Here is a 19,176-nt window from a genome sequence, read left to right as displayed (position 1 = left end):
CGACCGGCACCCCACCGTCCGCGAGGGCGGCGGTCATGCTTGAACTCGCCGCCGAGCTCCTCGAACGGGTCCGCGCCCGGACCCCGTTCGTGGCCGCCACGGTCACGGACGTGGCCGGCAGCGCTCCCCGCCAGCCCGGTTCGTCACTCGTCGTCGACGCGGGCGGCGCCGTGCTGGGCAACGTGTCCGGAGGCTGCGTCGACGCCGCCGTCCACGAGGCGTGCCAGGAGATGCTGGCCGGGGACCGCCGGCCCAGGACGGTGCGGTTCGGCTACACCGACGCCGACGCGCTCGGCGTCGGCCTCACCTGCGGCGGCACGATCGAGCTCCTGCTGCGCCACCACGACCCCGGCGCCGAGCCGCACCTCGGGCAGGCGTTCACCGACGCGGCGCAGGACAGGCCGGTCGCCGTGGCCACGATCGTCCGTGGGCCGGACGCCCACCTCGGGAGGGCGATCGTCGTGCGCCCCGACCGGCCCCACGAGGGGACCCTCGGCGACGAACGACTCGACCGGGTGGCCGCCGCCCACGCCACCGCCGCCCTGCACGCCGGGCGGACCGGCACCGTCGAGCTCGGCGTGGCCGACAGCCACTGCCGGGAGCCGATGGCCCTGCTGGTGGAGAGCAACGCCCCCGCACCGCGGATGCTCGTCTTCGGCGCCATCGACCACGCGGCGGCGCTGGCCCGACTCGGCACCTTCCTGGGCTACCGGGTGACCGTCTGCGACGCGCGGGCCACGTTCGCCACCCCCGACAGGTTCCCGCACGCCGACGAGGTCGTCGTCGACTGGCCGCACCGCTATCTGGAGTCGCAGCGGCTCGACGGCCGGACGGTCGTCTGCGTGCTCACCCACGACCCGAAGTTCGACGTGCCGCTGCTCACCGCCGCGCTGCGACTGCCGGTGGCCTACGTCGGGGCCATGGGGTCGCGCCGCACCCACCAGGAGCGTCTGGCGCGGCTGCGCGCGGCCGGCCTCACCGACCACGAACTCGGCCGGCTGCACTCGCCGATCGGCCTCGACCTCGGCGCCCGCACCCCGCAGGAGACCGCGCTGTCGATCGCGGCCGAGATCGTCGCCCACCGGCACGGCGGCACCGGGGCGCCGCTGCGCACCGGGGCGCTGCCCATCCACCGCCCCGGCGTCCGCTGGCGGGCGCCGTTCCCAGCAGTCAGGAGTCAGGATGACCGTCTCTCCAGTCGGGCGTGAAGTCGCCCGCGTCGACGGCCGATTGAAGGTCACCGGAGCCGCACGGTACTCCGGTGACTACCCGGCCACCCACCTGTCCTACGCCCACGTCGTCACCAGCACGGTCGCGAGGGGCACGATCCGCTCCTTCGACACCGCCGCCGCGCTGGCCGCTCCCGGAGTCCTGCGCGTGTACGTCGCGGGGGACGGGCGCCTGAGGCTGTACCCGCTCGCACCCGAGTTCAGTTTCTTCGGCGAGAACTACCTCCCCCTGCAGGACACGACCGTTCATTACTACGGCCAGATCATCGCCGTGGTCGTTGCCGAGAGTGTCGAGCAGGCGCGCGACGCCGCGGCGCTGATCACCGTCACCTACGACGCGCGGCCACCGCGCTCCTCCCTCGCGGACGGACCCCGCGAGCCGTCCGGCCCCACGTCGAGCGGGGAGCCGAGCAGCGTCACGATCCTCGCCCCCGGCGTCGAGTCGATCGACGAGGCGCTCGCCGCCAGCGAAGTCGTCGTGGAGGCCGACTTCGAGCAGCCGGTGCAGCACCACGTCGCGATGGAACCCCACACCGTCCTCGCCGAGTGGGACGGCGACCGGGTGACCGTCCACGCCGGCGCGCAGATGCCAACGCCGTTCACGATCCTGCTGAGCCAGCGGCTCGGCGTCCTCCCACAGCAGGTCCGGCTGATCGGGAGGTACGTCGGCGGCGGCTTCGGGTCCCGGGTCATCGTGTGGAGCGAGGCCCCGGTCGCCGCCGCGGCGGCCCGGGAGCTTGGCCGTCCCGTCAAGCTCGCCCTCACCAGGGAGCAGGTGTTCACCCTGGTCGGCCACCGCCCGCACCTCACCCAGACGGTCAGGCTGGGTGCCTCCCGCAACGGAGTCCTCAACGCCATCAGCCACGAGAGCGTCGCCGAGATGCCGGCCGCCGGTGGCTGGAACCTGATCCCGGGCCACTCCACCTCGGACACGCTCTACAACACGCCCAACCTGCGCATCAACCCGCAGCGGGTCATCCTCGACATGCCGAGCAGCTGGGCGATGCGGGCGCCCAACGAGGCCCCCGGGGCGTTCGCCCTGGAGACGGCGATGGACGAACTGGCCGTCGCCACCGGTGTCGACCCCGTCGAGCTGCGACTGCGCAACTACGCCACCGTCAGCCCCTCCACGGGCGAGCCGTGGTCGAGCAAGCACCTCGACGAGTGCTACCGCGACGGCGCACGACGCTTCGGCTGGTCGGCCCGCAGCGCCACGCCCCGGGCGCGCGTCGACGGGGAGTGGCTGTTCGGCACCGGCATGGCCAGCGCGGCGTACCCGGCGACCCGCCAGGCCGCGAGCGTCAGGATCCGGCTGCTCGACGACGACACCGCGGTGGTGTCGACCGGGACCTCGGACCTGGGCACCGGTGGGTGGACGATGGTGGCGGTCGCCGGCGCCGACGCCCTGGGGCTCCCGCTTGAGCGGGTGGCCCCCGAGATCGGTGACTCGGCGCTGCCCCCGGGCGCACCCGCCGTGGGCTCCGGCGCCACGCACAGCACGGTCCCGGCGGTCGTGGCGGCCGCCCGCGACACGATCGACGCGCTCAAGCAGCTCGCGGTGACCCGTTCCGGCTCGCCGTGGCATGGGGCGAACGCCGAGGACCTGTGCTACGAGCAGGGCCGACTGCACGGGAACGATCGCTCGATGACCTTCGGCGAGCTGCTCAGGGCCCTCGGATCGCGGGGCGTCGACGCCACCGCCTCCGAGCCCGAGGGTAATCCCCCCGGGTACACCTGCCACACCTTCGGCGCCCACTTCTGCGAGGTGCGGGTCAACCGGTTCACCCGCGAGATCCGCGTCACCCGGTTCACCACCGTCGTGGACGCCGGGCGCACCATCAACGCCCGGGCCGCCCGGAGTCAGATCGTCGGCGGTGTCATCTTCGGCATCTCGGGCGCCCTGCTGGAGGACAACCCCCTCGAACCCGACACCGGGCGGCTGGCCGCCAGCACGCTCGCCGACTACCTGGTGCCCGTGAACGCCGACATCCCCGACATCGACGTGCACCTCCTCGACCGGCCCGACCCGCACCTCACCGGGCCCCTCGGCGAGGACGGCGGGGAGGTAGGGACCAGGAGCCTCGGCGCCCGCGGCCTCGGCGAGATCGGCACCGTCGGCTCGGCCGCCGCCGTCGGCAACGCCGTCTTCAACGCCACCGGCATCCGGATACGCAAGCTCCCCATCACCCTCGACAAGCTGCTGTAGCGGGGACCGAGGTGGGTGCTGCCGCGAATGGTCACCGGGCCTCGGTCGGTGCGGCTACCCTTCCGGGGGAAAACGGACATCTCGCAACCAGGGAGCGCATGTGACGGAGCCACGGACGGTCGAGGTCGTCGATCTGGCGGCGGAGGGCGACGACTTCTCCCGCGACCCCCATCCGTACTTCGCCACGCTGCGCGAACGCGGCCCGGTGCACTACGCCCGGCTGCCCGGCGGCTTCCACGGCTGGCTCGTCGTCGGCCACCGGGAGGCGCGCGCCGCGCTCACCGATCCGCGGCTCGTCAAGGTCCTCACCGAAGGCCCGGGCGAGGCCGGACCGGAACGGGCGGGCGCGCACCTGCTGAACTCCGATCCGCCCGTGCACACCCGGCTGCGCGCCCTGGTCGCGCGCGAGTTCACCCCGGGCCGGATCGCGGCCCTGGCACCGCGCGTCCAGGAGATCACCGACGCGCTGCTCGACACCATGCTGGCCGCCCCCGACCGGCGCGCCGACCTGGTCACCGCCTTCTCCTTCCCACTGCCGATCACCGTGATCTGCGAACTCCTCGGCGTCCCGCACCTGGACCACGGGCGCTTCCGCCACTGGTCCCGCGCCCTGACGGCTGGCGGCCTGGCGGAGATGCCGAAGACGCGGGCCGTGATGACCGAGTACCTGGCCGGGCTGGTGGCCGCCAAGCGCGAGGAGCCGGGCGAGGACCTGCTGAGCGCCCTGCTGCACACGGCCGACAGCGACGGCGACCAGCTGTCGGAGGAGGAACTCCTCGCCATGTGCTTCCTGTTGCTGATCGCCGGCCACGAGACCACCGTGGGCCTGATCAGCAACGGCGTGCTCGCCCTGCTGCGCCACCCCGACCAGCTCGCGGCGCTGCGCGCCGACCGGGCCCTGCTGGACGACGCGGTCGAGGAGATCCTGCGCTACGACGGCCCGGTCCTGACCGCCACCGCCCGGTTCGCCGCCGAGGACGTCGAGATCGCCGGCACCGTCATCCCGCACCGCGACCTCGTCCTCCCCGTCATCGCCGACGCCGGCCGCGACCCGGGCCGCTTCCCCGACCCCACCCGCTTCGACATCCACCGCGACGCCCGTGGCCACCTCGCGTTCGGCCACGGCGTCCACTACTGCCTCGGCGCCCCGCTGGCCCGCCTCGAAGCCCGCGTCGCGCTGCGCTCCCTCCTGGAGCGCGCCCCCGGCCTCGCCCTCGACACCCACCCGGACGCCGTCCCCTGGCACCCCGGCGTCGTCGTCCGCGGCCCCCACGAGCTCCCCGTCCGCTGGTGACGCCGGCCGCGCCCGGTCCGGGCCGGCGGCGTTTGGGATCCGGGCCGGGGGGAACTCGGCGGCAATGGCCGTTTCCCGAGGTTCACTGTTCAGTGGTTCGCAGGTGTTCAGCGGGCTGCTCCGCGACCTGGTGGCCAGCCCGGAGCGCCCGGGCCCGGTGCTGTCCGCGATGGACCGGGTCGAGGGCTCGCGCCGTGCCGACCCGCTCATCCCCCCGCTGCGTGGCGCGGTGCGCGCCATGCCGGCCGGGTTCCGGGACGCCCTGCACGGCACCTGGCTCGGTCACCCCGCGCATCCCGCGATGGTCCAGATCCCGATCGGCACCTGGATGTCGGCGGCGGTCCTGGACCTGCTGCCGGGCCGCCGGCGCGCCGCGGGCCTGCTGGTCGCGGCGGGGCTGACCGCGGCGGCCCCGGCCGCGCTCGCCGGCCTGGCCGACTGGGCGGAGCTGCGCAAGCCGCAGATGCGCGTCGGCCTGGTGCACGCCGCGACCAACGTCGCCGCCGTCGCCATGTACACCGCTTCGCTGTCGGCCCGGCTGCGGGGCCGCCGCATGGCGGGCCGTGGCTGGGGCTACGCCGGTCTGGCCACCGTCAGCCTGGGCGGCGCCCTCGGTGGGCACCTCGCCTACCGCCAGGCCGCCGGCGCCAACCACGCCGACCAGGTCGCCGCCGCGCTGGAGCCCGGCTGGCACCCGCTCGGCGCCCTCGACGACTTCCCGATCGGCACCCCGGCCACCGCCACCGTGCTCGACGTCCCGGTCCTGGTCTTCCGGGAGACGGCCGACACCCTGCGGGTGCTCGCCGACCGGTGCAACCACATGGGTGGCCCGCTGTCCGAGGGCGAGGTCGCCGAGGGGTGCGTGCGGTGCCCGTGGCACGGCAGCACCTTCCGGCTGACCGACGGCTGGAACGTCACCGGGCCGGCGACGGCCCCTCAGCCGGCGTTCGAGGCCCGGGTCGTGGACGGGCGGGTCGAGGTCAGGCTGCCCGCGGAGGACAAGGAGACCTGACGGCGCCTCAACGCAGGCCGCTGACGCGGCCGCGGCGCCGGCGCCGCGGAGCGGGTGCCCGGCACGGCGGAGCCGACCGTCGCCGACTCGACGGGAGCCCGGGCCGAGGACCCGGACGCGCCGGTCGACGGCGGTTCCCACCGGCTGGCCGAACGGCTCGGCATCTCGCTCGGCACCCCGAAGTCGCGCCCGCACCAGGCCGTCGGGAGATCAGGCCCCGGCTCGCCGCCAGGCGGCGGTGGCGTAGAGCAGCGGGATCCGCGGCTGGCCGTCCGGCCTGCGCCACCAGCCGGGGGCCACTTCCGTCATGCCCTCCCAGCGCGGCAGCACGTCCCAGTCCGTCTCCCACGTCCGCTCGACGTCCACGGCCAGGCCGGCCCCGCCCAGCGCGACGATCACGTCGACGACGGTGTGCGCCCACTCGTGGCTGACGGTGGCGCCCTCCACCAGCGCGCCGCGCCGCGAGGGCGCGTACGTCCGGCGGGAGTCGAACGTGATCGGCGGCCCGCCCGACAGGTAGTCGTGGCGCAGCACCAGCGGGTCGTCCAGGCGGCGGACGCCGGGGCGGCCGAGGGAGTTCAGCACCGGGTGGAACTCCATCACGTAGGCCAGTCCGCCGGGGGCCACCAGCCCGGCCACCACCTCGGCCCAGGCCCGCAGGTCGGGCAGGAACATCAACGAGCCGCGGCCGGTGTACACCAGGTCGAACGTCCGCCCGCCGAGCGCCGCCCCGGCGTCGTACACGTCGGCCTCGACGAACTCGACGGCGACCCCGGCGGCTTCGGCGTTACGCCGGGCCACGTCCAGGCTGGCCCCGGAGAAGTCGAGGCCGGTGACCCGCGCCGCGCCCCGCTGCGCGAAGGCGAGGGTCTCCACGCCGTTGTGGCACTGGAGGTGCAGCACGGAACGCCCTTCGAGGGGCCCGAGGTCCGCCCACTCCCGGGGGTGGAACCGCGCGGCGGCGGGGCGGTCGCGCAGGCTGTAGAAGTCGCTCTCCGCGTGCACGGGCGCCCGCGCGTCCCAGTTCTCCCGGTTCTCCTGGATGCGGCGCCTGGCGTCCGAATCGAGGTTTTCGCCCATGCCTGTCAAGTTAACCAGAGGGCGAGGAGCCCTGGCCATGGCCGCCCCGTGGGGCGGAAGGGGGCGGGGCGGCCACGGCGGGGGGAAGGGTCAGGCCTTCCAGGTGGCGTAGTCGTGGTACTGGTTCAGGCCGCCGCTGTGCACCAGGGAGACCGTGAACCTGTAGTAGCGGCCCTCGACCAGGTTGTGGCCGTCGTCCACGTCGTGGTCGACGCAGTTGCCGTTGCCGCCGACGCTGAACACATCGACGTCGTAGCCGTGGACGGTGTCGTAGACCTCGACCTCGACGGCCCAGCCGTCGGCCTCGATGTCGCAGATCTGGACGATGTCGCCGAGGGCCTCGAACCGCAGGCGGCCGCCCGGGTCCGCGTCGTCGGTGTGCATCGTGTGGTCCCAGTCGATGGCCTGGGCGCTGGGGGAGGCCAGGACGGGCAGGGCGACGGCCGCGACGAGGACGGCGCCGGCGCGCAGCACGGTCCTCTTCGCGGGCCTGCGGAGCTTGAGCATGGAGGTGCTCCCCTGTTCTGCCACGGCCCGGAGCGGGCGTCGGCGGGCGGTACGAGCTGCCGACGCGTCAGCGGGCGCGTGGTGCGACGAATTTGTGGCGCGAGGTTAGCGAGCGGCGTTCTCGGCTGTGAATGGTCTCCGTCGCTTCTTGAGCGTTTCCTGAGGTAACGCGCCCGCCGTACATGTGCTTTCGCGACCAACCGGGCGCCGCCGCCCGCCCGCCGGGCGGGCGAGCGGGCGGGCGGAGCGGCGCCCGGGTGTCACATGTGGATGACCGGCGCGGCGTCGGGGTCCTCGGCGACCCGGCCGCGGCGGTAGAGCAGGGCGCTGACGACGAGCCCGGCGGCGAAGAAGGCGGCGGACCACCAGTAGGAGGTGGCGTAGCTCTCCAGTTGGGCCTGGGCCATGACGGCCGGGTCGCGGGGGTCCTTGCCGGCCAGGTAGTCGGTGGCGGCGCTGGCGGCCAGCGTGTTGAGGAGGGCGGTGCCGATGGAGCCGCCGATCTGCTGCATGGTGTTGACCGTGGCGGAGGCGACGCCGGCGTCCTCGGCGGCCACCCCGCTGGTGGCCAGGCTCATCGCCGGGGCCATGACCAGGCCCATGCCGAGGCCCGTGATGACCAGCGGCGGCATGACGTGGACGGCGTAGCCGCTTCCCAGGTCGAGGCCGGTCATCCACACCAGGCCCGCGGCGGCGACGCCCATGCCGAGCGGGACGACCGGCCGGGGGCCGAAGCGGGGGACCAGGACGCCGGTGGAGAGGGTGGCGGTGATCATCAGCCCGGCGACCATGGGCAGGAAGGCGAGGCCGGTCTCGATGGGCGTGTAGAACAGGCTCGCCTGGAGGTAGTAGGTGAGGAAGAGGAAGACGCCGAACATGCCGGCGCCGCTGATCAGCACCGCGAGGAAGGACGCGCCGCGGTTGCGGTCGAGCAGGACGCGCAGCGGCAGCAGCGGGTGGGCGGCCCTGGTCTGCCACCAGGTGAAGGCGGCGAGCAGCCCGGCGCCGACCAGCAGGCAGCCCCAGGTGGCCACGTGACCCCAGTCGTGGGACTCGGCGTTGGAGAAGCCGTAGACGACGGCGAACAGGCCGGTGGAGACCAGCAGGGTGCCGGGGACGTCCAGGGTCGCCGAGCGGTCCCTGGCGGTGCGCTGGAGCAGGATCGCCCCGCCGACGAAGGCGGCGACGGCGAAGACCAGGTTGACGTAGAGGGTCCAGCGCCAGTCCAGGGTCTCGGTGAGCACCCCGCCGAGCAGCAGGCCGATCGCGCCGCCGGCGCCGGCGATCGCGCCGTAGACGCCGAACGCCCTGGCCCGCTCCCTGGCGTCGGTGAACGTGGTGGTGAGCAGGGAGAGCGCGGCGGGCGCGAGGAGCGCGCCGAAGACGCCCTGGAGGGCGCGGGCGGCGATGAGGACCTCGAAGCTGCCGGCCGCGCCGCCGAGGGCGGAGGCGGCGGCGAAGCCGACGAGCCCGGTCAGGAAGGTGATCCGGCGGCCGAACAGGTCGGCGATGCGCCCGCCGAGGAGCAGCAGGCTGCCGAAGGCGAGGGCGTAGGCGGTGACCACCCACTGGCGGTCGCCGTCGGTGAACCCGAGGTCCTGCTGGGCCGAGGGCAGCGCGATGTTCACGATGGTGGCGTCGAGGACCACCATGAGCTGGGCGATCCCGATGACGACCAGGATCCACCAGCGGCGCCGGGAAGCGGGCGCTTCGGCGGGGGCGACCGGGACGGGGCCGACGGGGGCGTCGGCTGCGGTGCGAGACATGACGGAGGGCTCCAACAGGGGGTGGGGGGTACGGGTCAGCTGTTCCGCAGGGCGGGCAGGACGGCGCCGTCTATGAAGCCGACGAGGTAGTCGGCGTCCGCGTAGGCGTCCTCGAACAGCCGGCGGGTGAACAGCGCGGCGAAGAGCAGCTGCGGCAGGAAGGCCATGGCGGCCGGGGTGCCGGCCAGCTCGCCGCGCTCGACGGCGCGGCGCACGAAGGACAGCACGTGCTCGTGTTCCGGCTCGATCAGCGACTCCCTGAGCGCCAGGGCCAGGGCCGGTTCGGTGAGCGTCGCGTGGCCGAGCCCGGCGATGAGGGCCGTGTCCTGCTCCGCCTGGGCGGCGAGCGTGGTGACGAAGGCCAGGAGGTCGCCGCGCAGCGTGCCGGTGTCGATCGCGCTCGCGTCCACCGGGCGGGTGGCGTACAGCGCGGCGGCCACCAGTTGCGGCTTGCCCGGCCACTGGCGGTACAGCGTCGCCTTGCTGCAGCGGGCGCGGGTCGCCACGGCGTCCATCGTCAGGGCCTCGTAGCCGACCTCGCGCAGCACGTCGATGGTGGTGGTCAGGAGCTCCAGCTCCCGCTCCGGCGTCATGCGTGGCCGGCGGACCCGGGACGCCGGCGGCTCGTCGGGCATCGCGCCTCCTTTTTGGTACGGAACGGTTCCGTACTAAAAGTAGAGCGCGAGCCCGGGGAAACGCAAACGTTCCCTCCCTGAGGGGTGGCCGGGGCGGCCGTTTAGCCTGGACGGAGGGCGCTACCACTTGCCCCCGCTGTCACTCGGCGAGATTCTCAGGGGGACAGCGCCAGCGTCATCGAGGGGGGTCGACCTTGGAAATGAGCCACATGGATGTACGGGAACCCGACGGGATCGCCGGACCGGCCTCCCCCGGCCAGGGGGAGATGGGCCCGGGCGAGATCAGTCCCGGCGAGGCCGCCCGGCTCATGAAGGACGAGAAGCCGCTGGGCTCCCGCGCCCCCAGGTTCGTGAAGAGCTCCCGCGCCCTCCACCTGGGCTGGCAGGTCGGCGTGTTCCTGCTCGGCCTGGTGGTCGTGGTGATCGGCGTGATCATGCTGCCGCTGCCCGGCCCCGGCTGGCTGGTGATCTTCGCCGGGATGGCGATCTGGGGCACCGAGTTCGTCTGGGCCCAGCTGGTGCTGCGGTGGACCAAGCGCAAGGTCACGGAGGCCGCGCAGCGCGCCCTCGACCCCCGGGTGCGGCGCCGCAACATCATCCTGACCTCGATCGGCGTCGCCATCTGCGCCGTGCTGCTCTCGGTGTACGTGTGGCAGTTCGGCCTCGCCATGCCCTGGACCATCAGCGACTGAGCGGCGGCTGGGGGTACAGGAACTCGGCCGCCGCCGTGGCGACGGTCTCCGCGACGAGCGCGAGGGCCGGCACGTCCAGCTTCCACTGCTGCCAGTACAGCGGCACGTCCATCCACCGGCCGGGCGCCAGCTCCGTGAGGGCGCCGGAGCGCAGCAGCGGCTCCGCCTGCGGCTCGGGGACCAGGCCCCAACCGAGCCCGGCGGCCACCGCGTCGCGGAAGCCCTCCGAGGTGGGCACGTGGTGCCGGAGCCGGCTGGCGCCCCGGCCGCCGGGCACGAGGGCCCGGAGGAACCGGTCCTGCAGCTCGTCCCGCCGGTCGAAGACGATCACCGGCGCCTCGGCCAGCCGGCGCTCCGGCGGCCCGGACGACACGTGGCGGGCCGCGAACTCCGGGCTCGCCACCGGCAGGTACCGCGCCAGGCCGAGGGACCGCACCGTGCAGCCCGCGACCGGCTCGACCGACGAGGTCACCGCGGCCATCACCTGCCCCTCGCGCAGCAGCGTCGCGGTGTGCGCCTCGTCCTCCCGGTGCAGCTCGAAGTAGACCGGCGGGTCCCGCGGCACCCGCGTCAGGGCCGGCAGGAACCAGGTGGCGAGGGAGTCCGCGTTCACGGCGATCGGCAGCCTGGCCGGCTCCGACTCGGCCGCGATCCCCAGCTCGGTCCGCGCGTCCCGCTCCAGCACGGCCAGCTGGCGCGCGAACCGCACCAGCACCTGCCCGGACTCCGTCGGCCTGACCGGCTTGGTGCGGGTCACCAGCACCCGCCCGACCCGCTGCTCCAGCGTCTTGACCCGCTGGCTGACCGCGGAGGGGGTCACGTGCAGCGCCGCCGCCGCGGCGTCGAAGGTGCCCTCGTCGACGACGGCGAGCAGCGTGCGCACCTGGTCGTGGGGGAGATCGGCCATCACGAACGCTTATGATAGGTAAGAAACCTTAGCTGTACTGATGACGCGGCGGTCCCTAGCGTCGGACCCCATGAGCAGTGCTTTCGTCCCGGCGGCCACCGCCGGATTCGCCACCGGCCTGTCCCTCATCGTCGCCATCGGCGCGCAGAACGCGTTCGTGCTGCGCCAGGGCGCGCGCGGGCAGGCGGTCCTGCCGGTGGTCGCCATCTGCGCCGCCTCCGACGCGGTCCTGATCGCGCTCGGGGTGGCCGGTCTCGGCGCCGTGGTCACCGCCTGGCCCCCCGCGCTGACCGTGGTCGGCCTGGCCGGCGGCGGCTTCCTGATCTGCTACGGACTGCTGGCCGCCCGCCGGGCCCTGCGGCCCGCCGCCGGGCAGGCGCTGACCACGGAGGGCACCGCGGCGGGTTCCGTCCGCGGCGCGGTGCTCACCTGTCTGGCCCTGACCTGGCTCAACCCGCACGTCTACCTGGACACCGTGCTGCTGCTCGGCTCGGTCGCCGCCGACCGCGGCTCGCTGCGCTGGGTCTTCGGGTTCGGCGCGATGCTGGCCAGCCTGGCGTGGTTCGCCGGCCTCGGCTACGGCGCCCGGCTCCTCGGCGGCCTGCTGTCCCGCCCCGCCGCGTGGCGGGTGCTGGACGTGCTGGTCGCGGCCACCATGCTCGCGCTGGGCGCCATGCTGTTGCTCCGCGCCCGCTGAGCGCGCGGGTTACTGTGTGCGACGGTGAGCGGATCACCATCGGCGTCGATCCAGGACGGGCATGACTCACACACCCGGCGGCAGCGGGCGTCGCGATCCCGAGCGGCGGGAGCGGATCATCTCCGCCTGCCTCGACGTGATCGCCGAGTCCGGGGTGGCCGGCACCTCGCACCGCAGGGTGGCCGCCGCGGCGGGCGTGCCGCTCGGGTCGATGACGTACCACTTCTCCGGCATGGACGAGCTGCTGCGCGAGGCGTTCGCCCGCTTCTCCCGGTCGGTCAGCGACCGGTTCGAGCGGCGGATGGCCGAGGCCGAGGACGCCGAGGCGGCCCGGCGGGCGATCGTCGCGATCATCACCGAGGACGTGTTCGGCACCCGGCGCGACCTGGTCCTGACCCACGAGCTGTACACGCTCGCCGCCCGCGAACCGGCGTTCCGCACGCTGACCAACGCGTGGATGGCCCGCAGCCGCGCCGCCCTGGAACGCCACTTCGACCCGGCCACCGCCCGGCTGCTGGACGCCCTCGTCGAGGGCCTGACCATCCACCGCGCCCTCGACACCGAGCCCCGGGAGCAGGACCCGGCGCTCGTCGTCGCCGCCGTCGAGCGACTCACCCGGCCCCAGGGCCCTTAGGGTCTGGCGCCGGGCCCGAAGCCCGTCCACCGCAGCTCGGCCGGCAGGTGGCCCATGTCGTTGTAGAGCAGCACGGTGGGCGGCAGCCCGTCGCGGTACTCGATCGCCGTCAGCGCCGCGTTCCCGCAGCTCAGCCCGAGCCAGCGGGCCGGTGGCGCGTCCAGGGCGTGCCTCAGCAGCCAGGCCACCGGGTAGGCGTGGGTGACCAGCACCTCGTGGGTCTCGGTCTCGGCGGGGCGCGCGAACCTGGCGACGAGGGCGGCGGCCAGGCGTTCCCCGGCCGCGGCCTCCTCGGCCTCGTACCCGTCGAAGAACGCCGCCCACGCCGGGCCCGGGTCGGCCGGCACGTGCGGCACGTGGTCGACCAGTTCGGCCGCCTCCCGCACGGTGGCGCCCGGCAGGCACCCGCCGATGATCCGCGCGGACCGCGCCGCCCTGGGCAGCGGGGAGTGCCACACGGCGTCGACCGGCAGCGCGGCCAGCCGCCGGCCGACCAGTTCGGACTGCCGTCGCCCGACCTCGGTCAGTTCGCCGAACGCGTCCGCCGCGCCGTGTCGTACCAGGTGGAGGTGTCGAGTCGGCATCGCCGAGCTCCCTTCGGGTTCCGGTTCACGTTTCAGCTCTCGGCACGGGACGCCAGCGCGGCGTGGGCCGCGGCGAGGCGCCGGGCCTCGTCGCGCTCGGAGTGGTCGCCCGAGACCTCGTCGGCCCAGGCGAGCAGCCGACGCAGGTGGTCGCCGGCCGGTTGGGTGACGACGCGGGGGCGGCCGAGGGCGATCTCGCCGCCGGTCCCGTCGACGGTGACGAGGTCGCCGTCGCCGAGGGTGCGGCCGCCGGCCGTCACGGTGCCGGCTTGGGCGTCGACGGCGAGTCCGGCGACGCCCACGACCGCGGGCCTGCCCAGGGCGCGGGCCACGACCGCGGCGTGGCTGGCCGGCCCGCCGCGGGCGGTGACGACGCCGGCGGCGACGGTGAGCCCCGGCAGGTCGTCCGGGGAGGTCTCCGGCCGCACCAGGACGACCGGGGTCTCCCCGGCCATGCGCACCGCCAGGGCCGCCGTGGTCGCCACCCGGCCGACCGCGACGCCCGGGCAGGCGCCGAGCCCCCTGGCGAAGACATCGGCCTCGCCGGGCGACGCGAGGCGCGGCGTGCGGACGTGGCCCAGCTGCCCGGGCGCGACCCTGCGCAGCGCCTCCTCCCGCCCGATCAGCCGCTCGTCGACCAGCTCGGTGGCGAGCCTGACCCCGGCGGCGCCGCCGAACCGTCCCGGCCTGACCTGGAGGAACCACAGCTCGCCCGACTGGTGGGTGAACTCGACGTAACAGGCGTCGCGGTAGTGCCGCTCGATCCGGCCCAGCGCGTCCAGCAGCTCGGCCCAGACCGCCGGCTCGCGCGCGGCGAGCTCGCGCAGCGGCCGGGTCGCCGACCGGCCGGAGACCACGTCGTCCCCCTGCCGCCCGAACAGCACGTCGCCGAACGGGACGCGCTCGCCGGTGGTGGGGTCGCGGCTGAACGCGACCCCGGTGCCGCTGTGGTCGTCACGGTTGCCGAACACCATCGCCTGGACGACGGCGGCCGTGCCCAGCTCGTGCGGGATGTCGTGCACGGCGCGGTAGGTGCGGGCGCGCGGCGCGTCCCAGGAGGCGAACACGGCGCGCAGCGCCAGCTCCAGCTGGCGGCGCGCGTCGTCCGGGGCCGGCGCGTCACTGGTCGCGGCGAAGCTCGCGAGGAACCGCCGCCGCGAGTCCCGGGCGAACCGCCGGTCGCCCGTCTCGGCGGCCAGGCCGGCGGTGGCCCCGGTCGTGAGGCCGAGGCCGAGGACCGTGGACATCATGCCGGGCATGGACACGCCGGCCCCGGAGCGTACCGAGACCGCCAGCGGCCGCCGTGGCCCGCCGAAGACGCGGCCGGTGGCGCGTTCGAGGTCGGCGACGGCGGTGCCGAGCTCGTCGTCGAGCCCGGCCGGCAGCCGCCCGTCCCGCAGGAAGGCGCGGCACGCCTCCGCGGTGACGACGAACCCGGCCGGCACCCGCAGCCCGAGGCGGTGCAGCAGGGCGAGGCCGAGCGCCTTGCCGCCCACCGTCTCCGGCCGCTCCCGGAGCCCGGCGGAGATCGGCCGGATCCACCTCATCGCCGCAGCCCCAGGGTGGCGAGCAGGTCCTCGTGCCACTCGGCCCACACCGTGTGGTACGAGGCGAGGTCGTCGGTCAGGTACGCCGTTTCGCCGGCGGCGACGCGGTCCAGGGCGCCGGCGAGCCGGTCCTCGTAGCGGGCGAAACGGGGCAGCGCCGCGGCTAGTTCGGCGCGGACCGGGACGGCGCGCCGGTCGAGGTCGCGGAAGCCGGCGAGGACCCGGGCGTCGTAGGCCGGGTCGCGGTGGTCGTTGGCGGTCACGACGCCGTCGACGGTGCGGAGCTGCCAGGCCGCGCAGAGGTCGAGCAGTTCCGGGTTGAGCACCAGGAACCGGTCGAACGCCGCCGTCACGGCCGCGCGGGCGCCGGCCGCGTCGAGCTCGTGCGCGATCAGCTCGGCGTGCGCGGCGCGGCCGGCCGCCGTGAGCGACCAGCCGGGCATCGGGCCCGGGTAGCGGGAGACGAGTCCCTCGATCCCGAGGGCGATGAGCTCGGACTCGACGTCGGACTCGTCGAGGCCGGTGACCGCGCGGAGCCGCTCGGGTCCTGCGGTGCCGACGCAGCGCAGGGCGTGCAGGAGCAGCAGGGAGCCGTCCGGCGTCGGGTTGTCGGGTGGGTTCATGGCGGGTGGTCCCTCGGGGTGCGATTTGCGATGCTCACGTTTTTCAGATGACGTCGCCATCCGGATGTTGGTTGTATCATGACACGGCGCGAGCGGAAGGGGACACGATGGCGAGGTTGACCCGGGCCCAGCAGCAGGAGCGGACGCGTGCGGCGGTGCTGGCCGCGGCGCGGGAGGAGTTCGCCGAGCGCGGCTACGCGGCGGCCAAGGTCGACCGGATCGCCGAGCGGGCCGAGCTGACCAGGGGCGCGGTCTACTCCAACTTCGCCGGCAAGCGCGCGCTCTACCTGGCGGTGCTCGCCGAGGACGCCGAGCGGGCCGCGGCCGCGGCCGAACCGCCGGCTCGCCCGCCGGACTCGGCCGGGCGGGCGCTCGGCGCCTTCGCGCGGGTCTGGCTCGAACGCCTGCCGCTCGCCGGCGACCCCCCGGCGAGCGGGCACCTCAGGCTGCGTTCGCTCTCCGGTGTGCTCGACACCGGTCCCGCCAGGGCCGCGCTGGCCGAACTCCTCCGCTTCGAGGCCCTGTTGCTGGCCCTGGCGCTCGAACCGCGCTCCCCGGCGCCCACCCGGATGACGCGCCGCGCCGAGCTGGCCCTGACCCTGCTGCACGGCGCGGCCGGCCGCGCGGAGAGCGCCCCCGGCGTCGGCGACCCCTTCGACCTGGCCGCCGCCGCCGAGCACCTGGCCGACACCGCCCTCACGGAGGACGCGGAGCCGCCGCACCTGCCCTTCGTCGCCCCGGCCCGGCCGGCCTCCGACCGGTGGGCGGCGCCGCGCGGCGCGCGCGACGAGATCACCGGGCGTCAGGTCGACCTCGGCGCCGACGGGGTGCTCGTCGTGCTGGGGGTGGCGCGGCTCTCGGCGGCCGAGGAGGCGGTCCGCTCGGCACGGCCGGGCGACGCGCTGACGATCGTCGTCGTGACGGGCGACCCGGCCGAGACCGGGCGGCTGGCCCGACTGCGGATCACCGACCTCGTCGGTTGCCTGCGGCGGGTGTTCCCGGCCGGTGAACTGCCCGGGCCGCGCGTCGTGTTGGACGAGGCCGGCGCGGTGCCCGCGGCCCTGGGGCTCGGCCCGGTCGACGACGGCGCCGAGTTCGCGGTCCGGGTGGCCGGCGGACGTGTCGTGGCCCGCGCGGAGGGGCGCGGCGCGGGGCACGCGGCGGCCGGCCACGGCGCCACGCGGGACCGTGGCCGGCGGCAGGGGCCGGCGCCCGGCTGAGGGCCGGTCAGTGGGGGACGGGGAAGTTGCCGCGGAAGGTGCCCCGTGGGTCGTGGCGGCGCTTGACCTCGCGCAGCCGGTCGAGCGTCGCCGGGGCGAAGGCGTCGGCGAGCGTCTCGCCGGCGCCGAGGAAGGTGACGGGCTTGCGGCCGGTCACCGGGAGCGCCTCGGCCAGGGCATGCTGCCTGGCGGTGACCGCCTCGGCCGTGGCGGGATCGGTGGGGATGCCGAACAGGTAGAGCGCGTAGGGCTCGGTCAGCGGGCCGTGCGGGCTGTCGGACGGGCGGGTGAACGCGCCGCCGAGGTGCCGGAGCTGGACGCTGAGCAGGGGCGCGATCGGCTCGGCGAGCAGCGCCTTGGCCGCGGCGTCGTCCAGCTCGGTGAGGAGTTCGGCGCGCGAGACGCCGGGGCCGGGGTCCGTGGGCTCGGCGGTGATGGAGCCGAGTTCGGCGACCGACATGACCTGCCGGGAGTCGGCCAGGGGGCGGGGGAGGCGGTCGAGCGGGGCCAGCAGCGCGGTGGCCTCCTCCGCCGCGCCGAGGTGGGTGACGTCGACGGCGATCATCGGCTCGCCGCCCGGGAAGTGCAGGAGGTCGAGCCAGAGGGTCAGCTCCTCGGGGGCGTCGGCGGTGATGTGCCGGAAGGCGTCGAGCACGGCCGGGGCGTGCTCGGCGGTCCACAGCACCCGGCCGCCGAACAGCCGCGGCGCGGGGTGCAGGGCCAGTTCGAGGGCGGTGACGACGGCGAAGTCGCCGCCCCCGCCGCGCAGCGCCCAGAACAGGTCGGGGTCGGTGCCGGCGGTGACGTGCCGGGGTCGGCCCTGGGCGTCGACGATGTCGAAGGCGGTGACGCCGTCGGAGACCCAACCGTGTCGGCGGCCGAACCAGCTCAGCCCGCCGCCCAGCGCGACGCCGGTGACGCTGACGACGGGTGAGCTGCCGGGCAGGCCCGTCAGGCCGTGCGCCGCGGCGGCGGCCTGCAGGCGGCCGGACGGCACCCCGGCGCCGACCCGGGCGCGGGCCGCCAACGGGTCGATCTGCACGGAGTCGAGTCGTCCGGTGCGCAGCAGGATCGTGCCCTCCGTGCGGCCGGTGGCACCGTGCCCGTTCGGCTGGGTGGCGACCGCGCGGCCGGCGGCGCGCGCGAACCGGACCAGGGCCGCGACGTCGTCGGCGTCGGCGGCCTCGACCACGGCGGCCACGGGCTGTTCGACCGCCAGGTTCCAGGGGCGGCGGGCGGCGTCGAAGCCGGGGTCGCCGGGCAGCAGGACCCGGCCGCGGACGGCGGAGCGGAGGGTGGTCAGGGCGTTCACGGGGACTCCTTCGGTGACGAGAGGTTCAGTGACTGGAGGTTCAGTGACCGCGGCGGGCCAGGACGGCCACCGGCGGCGTGAGGGCGGCGAGTGCGGCGCCGATCCACAGGACGCTCGTGGTGGCGACCGACTCGACGGCGAGACCGCCGAGGAACGCGCCGAGCGCGATGGACAGGTTGAAGGTGGAGACGAACAGCGAGGACGCGGCCTCGCCGGCGTCCGGGGCGGCGCCGAGGATCCAGGTCTGGAAGGTGACCGGCACCGCGCCGTAGCCCAGGCCCCACAGGACGAGGGCGACGCCCGCGGCGGTCCCGGAACCGCCGACCAGCGCCAGCAGCACCATGGCCAGCGTGAGGAGCACGGCGACGCCCGCCACGGTCCGCCGCGGCCGCTTCGCGACGAGCGCGCCGGCGACGAAGTTGCCGCAGAGCCCCGCGACGCCGAAGACCAGCAGGAGCACCCCGATCACCCGGTCGTCGACCCCGTCGGCCTGGAGGATCGGCCGGACGAACGTGTAGGCCAGGAAGTGCCCGGTGATGACGAGGAAGGTGATGGCGAGCCCGGCCCGCACGCCCGCGTTGCCCCGGAGGACCCGCGGCAGGTCGGCGAGCGTGAGGGTCCGCACCGGCGGCACCCTCGGCATCAGCAGCACCATGAGGGTCAGGGAGACCAGCCCGAGCACGCCCACCGCGGCGAACGCGGTGCGCCAGCCGCCCAGGTCGCCGAGGAACGTCCCCGCCGGAACCCCGAGGACGGACGCGGTCTCGACGCCGCCGAAGACCACGGCGGTGGCCCGCGGCACCTGCCGCTCCGGCACCAGGCGCAGCGCTATGCCGCCGGCGACGGACCAGAAGCCGCCGACGCTGATCCCGATCAGCAAGCGGGCGGCCAGCACCACCGGGAAGCTGGTCGCGAGGGCGGAGGCCAGGTTCGCGGCCCCCATCAGGCCGATCAGGACCGCCAGCACCAGGCGGCGGTCGACGTGCCCGGTGGCCACGGTCACCAGGGGCGCCGTGCCGGCGGCCACCAGGCCCGGCACGGTCACCATCAGGCCGGCGGTGCCCTCGGACACGTCGAGCGCGGAGCCGACCGGCGTGAGCAGCCCCACGGGCAGCAGCTCCGAGGTCATCAGGGAGAAGATGCCGAGCGTCACCGCGAGGACGGCGAGCCAACCCCGCGCGGTCGCGCGGTCGCCGGCGGCGGCCGGCCGGGTGTCGACGATGGTCATGCC

Annotated in this window: 18 protein-coding genes; 8 read left to right on the top strand and 10 right to left on the bottom strand. The window is 75.2% G+C overall.

All coding sequences use genetic code 11. From position 1 onward, the window contains the following. The first annotated feature begins 35 nt into the window (after window positions 1-35). The 4 genes from RNC47_RS16590 to RNC47_RS16575 all read left to right on the top strand — a co-directional run bounded on the left by RNC47_RS16590 (window position 36) and on the right by RNC47_RS16575 (window position 5,741). A complete protein-coding gene (locus tag RNC47_RS16590; protein ID WP_311599560.1) occupies window positions 36-1,208 on the top strand; it encodes an XdhC/CoxI family protein in 1,173 nt (390 codons plus the stop codon). Then, window positions 1,183-3,435, top strand: coding sequence for a xanthine dehydrogenase family protein molybdopterin-binding subunit (locus RNC47_RS16585; protein ID WP_311599559.1), 2,253 nt, complete (start codon window positions 1,183-1,185; stop codon window positions 3,433-3,435). Before RNC47_RS16590 ends, RNC47_RS16585 begins: the two co-directional genes overlap by 26 nt. A 100-nt stretch (window positions 3,436-3,535) precedes the next feature. Then, on the top strand, window positions 3,536-4,729 hold the full coding sequence (locus RNC47_RS16580; RefSeq protein WP_311599557.1) for a cytochrome P450 family protein: 1,194 nt from the start codon (window positions 3,536-3,538) through the stop codon (window positions 4,727-4,729). Between the two features lie 64 nt (window positions 4,730-4,793). Next, the gene (locus RNC47_RS16575; RefSeq protein WP_311599556.1) at window positions 4,794-5,741 is read left to right on the top strand and encodes a Rieske 2Fe-2S domain-containing protein; all 948 of its coding nucleotides are present in this window, start codon (window positions 4,794-4,796) and stop codon (window positions 5,739-5,741) included. A gap of 210 nt (window positions 5,742-5,951) precedes the next feature. On the opposite strand, the gene RNC47_RS16570 is transcribed toward RNC47_RS16575, so the two are convergent. The 4 genes from RNC47_RS16570 to RNC47_RS16555 form a co-directional block, all read right to left on the bottom strand. After that, window positions 5,952-6,821 carry a class I SAM-dependent methyltransferase gene (locus tag RNC47_RS16570; RefSeq protein WP_311599554.1) on the bottom strand — a complete coding sequence of 290 codons (870 nt, stop codon included), beginning with the start codon at window positions 6,819-6,821 and terminating at the stop codon, window positions 5,952-5,954. Window positions 6,822-6,911: 90 nt separating this feature from the next. After that, window positions 6,912-7,328: a hypothetical protein gene (locus RNC47_RS16565; RefSeq protein WP_311599552.1), complete on the bottom strand. Its 417-nt coding sequence runs from the start codon at window positions 7,326-7,328 to the stop codon at window positions 6,912-6,914. 260 nt (window positions 7,329-7,588) lie between these two features. Next, window positions 7,589-9,094 carry an MFS transporter gene (locus tag RNC47_RS16560; protein ID WP_311599551.1) on the bottom strand — a complete coding sequence of 502 codons (1,506 nt, stop codon included), beginning with the start codon at window positions 9,092-9,094 and terminating at the stop codon, window positions 7,589-7,591. A 35-nt stretch (window positions 9,095-9,129) separates the two neighbouring features. Next, on the bottom strand, window positions 9,130-9,729 hold the full coding sequence (locus RNC47_RS16555) for a TetR/AcrR family transcriptional regulator (protein ID WP_311599549.1): 600 nt from the start codon (window positions 9,727-9,729) through the stop codon (window positions 9,130-9,132). Window positions 9,730-9,995: 266 nt separating this feature from the next. Between RNC47_RS16555 and RNC47_RS16550 the strand changes: the two genes are divergently transcribed. Then, complete coding sequence (locus tag RNC47_RS16550; protein WP_311599638.1) at window positions 9,996-10,421, top strand: TIGR02611 family protein; 426 nt, start codon at window positions 9,996-9,998, stop codon at window positions 10,419-10,421. Here the strand turns inward: RNC47_RS16550 and RNC47_RS16545 are convergent. Then, window positions 10,411-11,328, bottom strand: a complete 918-nt coding sequence (locus tag RNC47_RS16545) for a LysR family transcriptional regulator ArgP (protein WP_311599547.1) — start codon at window positions 11,326-11,328, stop codon at window positions 10,411-10,413. The two genes, RNC47_RS16550 and RNC47_RS16545, sit on opposite strands and share 11 nt — an antisense overlap. 70 nt (window positions 11,329-11,398) lie before the next feature. Between RNC47_RS16545 and RNC47_RS16540 the strand changes: the two genes are divergently transcribed. Further along, the gene (locus tag RNC47_RS16540) at window positions 11,399-12,025 is read left to right on the top strand and encodes a LysE/ArgO family amino acid transporter (RefSeq protein WP_311599546.1); all 627 of its coding nucleotides are present in this window, start codon (window positions 11,399-11,401) and stop codon (window positions 12,023-12,025) included. Between the two features lie 61 nt (window positions 12,026-12,086). Then, complete coding sequence (locus RNC47_RS16535) at window positions 12,087-12,659, top strand: TetR/AcrR family transcriptional regulator (protein ID WP_311599545.1); 573 nt, start codon at window positions 12,087-12,089, stop codon at window positions 12,657-12,659. On the opposite strand, the gene RNC47_RS16530 is transcribed toward RNC47_RS16535, so the two are convergent. From RNC47_RS16530 to RNC47_RS16520, 3 genes are read right to left on the bottom strand one after another with little or no spacing between them, the layout of a single operon-like run. Then, window positions 12,656-13,243, bottom strand: coding sequence for a histidine phosphatase family protein (locus tag RNC47_RS16530; RefSeq protein ID WP_311599543.1), 588 nt, complete (start codon window positions 13,241-13,243; stop codon window positions 12,656-12,658). The two genes, RNC47_RS16535 and RNC47_RS16530, sit on opposite strands and share 4 nt — an antisense overlap. A 32-nt stretch (window positions 13,244-13,275) precedes the next feature. Continuing rightward, window positions 13,276-14,790, bottom strand: coding sequence for a pyruvate, phosphate dikinase (locus RNC47_RS16525; RefSeq protein ID WP_311599541.1), 1,515 nt, complete (start codon window positions 14,788-14,790; stop codon window positions 13,276-13,278). Continuing rightward, the gene (locus tag RNC47_RS16520; protein WP_311599540.1) at window positions 14,787-15,413 is read right to left on the bottom strand and encodes a transcriptional regulator; all 627 of its coding nucleotides are present in this window, start codon (window positions 15,411-15,413) and stop codon (window positions 14,787-14,789) included. The genes RNC47_RS16525 and RNC47_RS16520 overlap by 4 nt, the downstream gene beginning before the upstream one ends. A 107-nt stretch (window positions 15,414-15,520) precedes the next feature. Between RNC47_RS16520 and RNC47_RS16515 the strand changes: the two genes are divergently transcribed. Further along, window positions 15,521-16,633: a helix-turn-helix domain-containing protein gene (locus RNC47_RS16515; RefSeq protein WP_311599538.1), complete on the top strand. Its 1,113-nt coding sequence runs from the start codon at window positions 15,521-15,523 to the stop codon at window positions 16,631-16,633. 7 nt (window positions 16,634-16,640) lie between these two features. Here the strand turns inward: RNC47_RS16515 and RNC47_RS16510 are convergent, their stop codons facing one another. Next, the gene (locus RNC47_RS16510) at window positions 16,641-17,945 is read right to left on the bottom strand and encodes an FAD-binding oxidoreductase (RefSeq protein WP_311599537.1); all 1,305 of its coding nucleotides are present in this window, start codon (window positions 17,943-17,945) and stop codon (window positions 16,641-16,643) included. 40 nt (window positions 17,946-17,985) lie between these two features. Further along, window positions 17,986-19,173: an MFS transporter gene (locus tag RNC47_RS16505; RefSeq protein ID WP_311599536.1), complete on the bottom strand. Its 1,188-nt coding sequence runs from the start codon at window positions 19,171-19,173 to the stop codon at window positions 17,986-17,988. Window positions 19,174-19,176: the final 3 nt, after the last annotated feature.

Source organism: Streptomyces millisiae, assembly GCF_031845425.1.
Lineage (GTDB): Bacteria > Actinomycetota > Actinomycetes > Streptomycetales > Streptomycetaceae > Streptomyces > Streptomyces millisiae.
The sequence above is the reverse complement of the archived record's forward strand: the minus strand, read 5'-3'. Positions and strand labels throughout refer to the sequence as shown.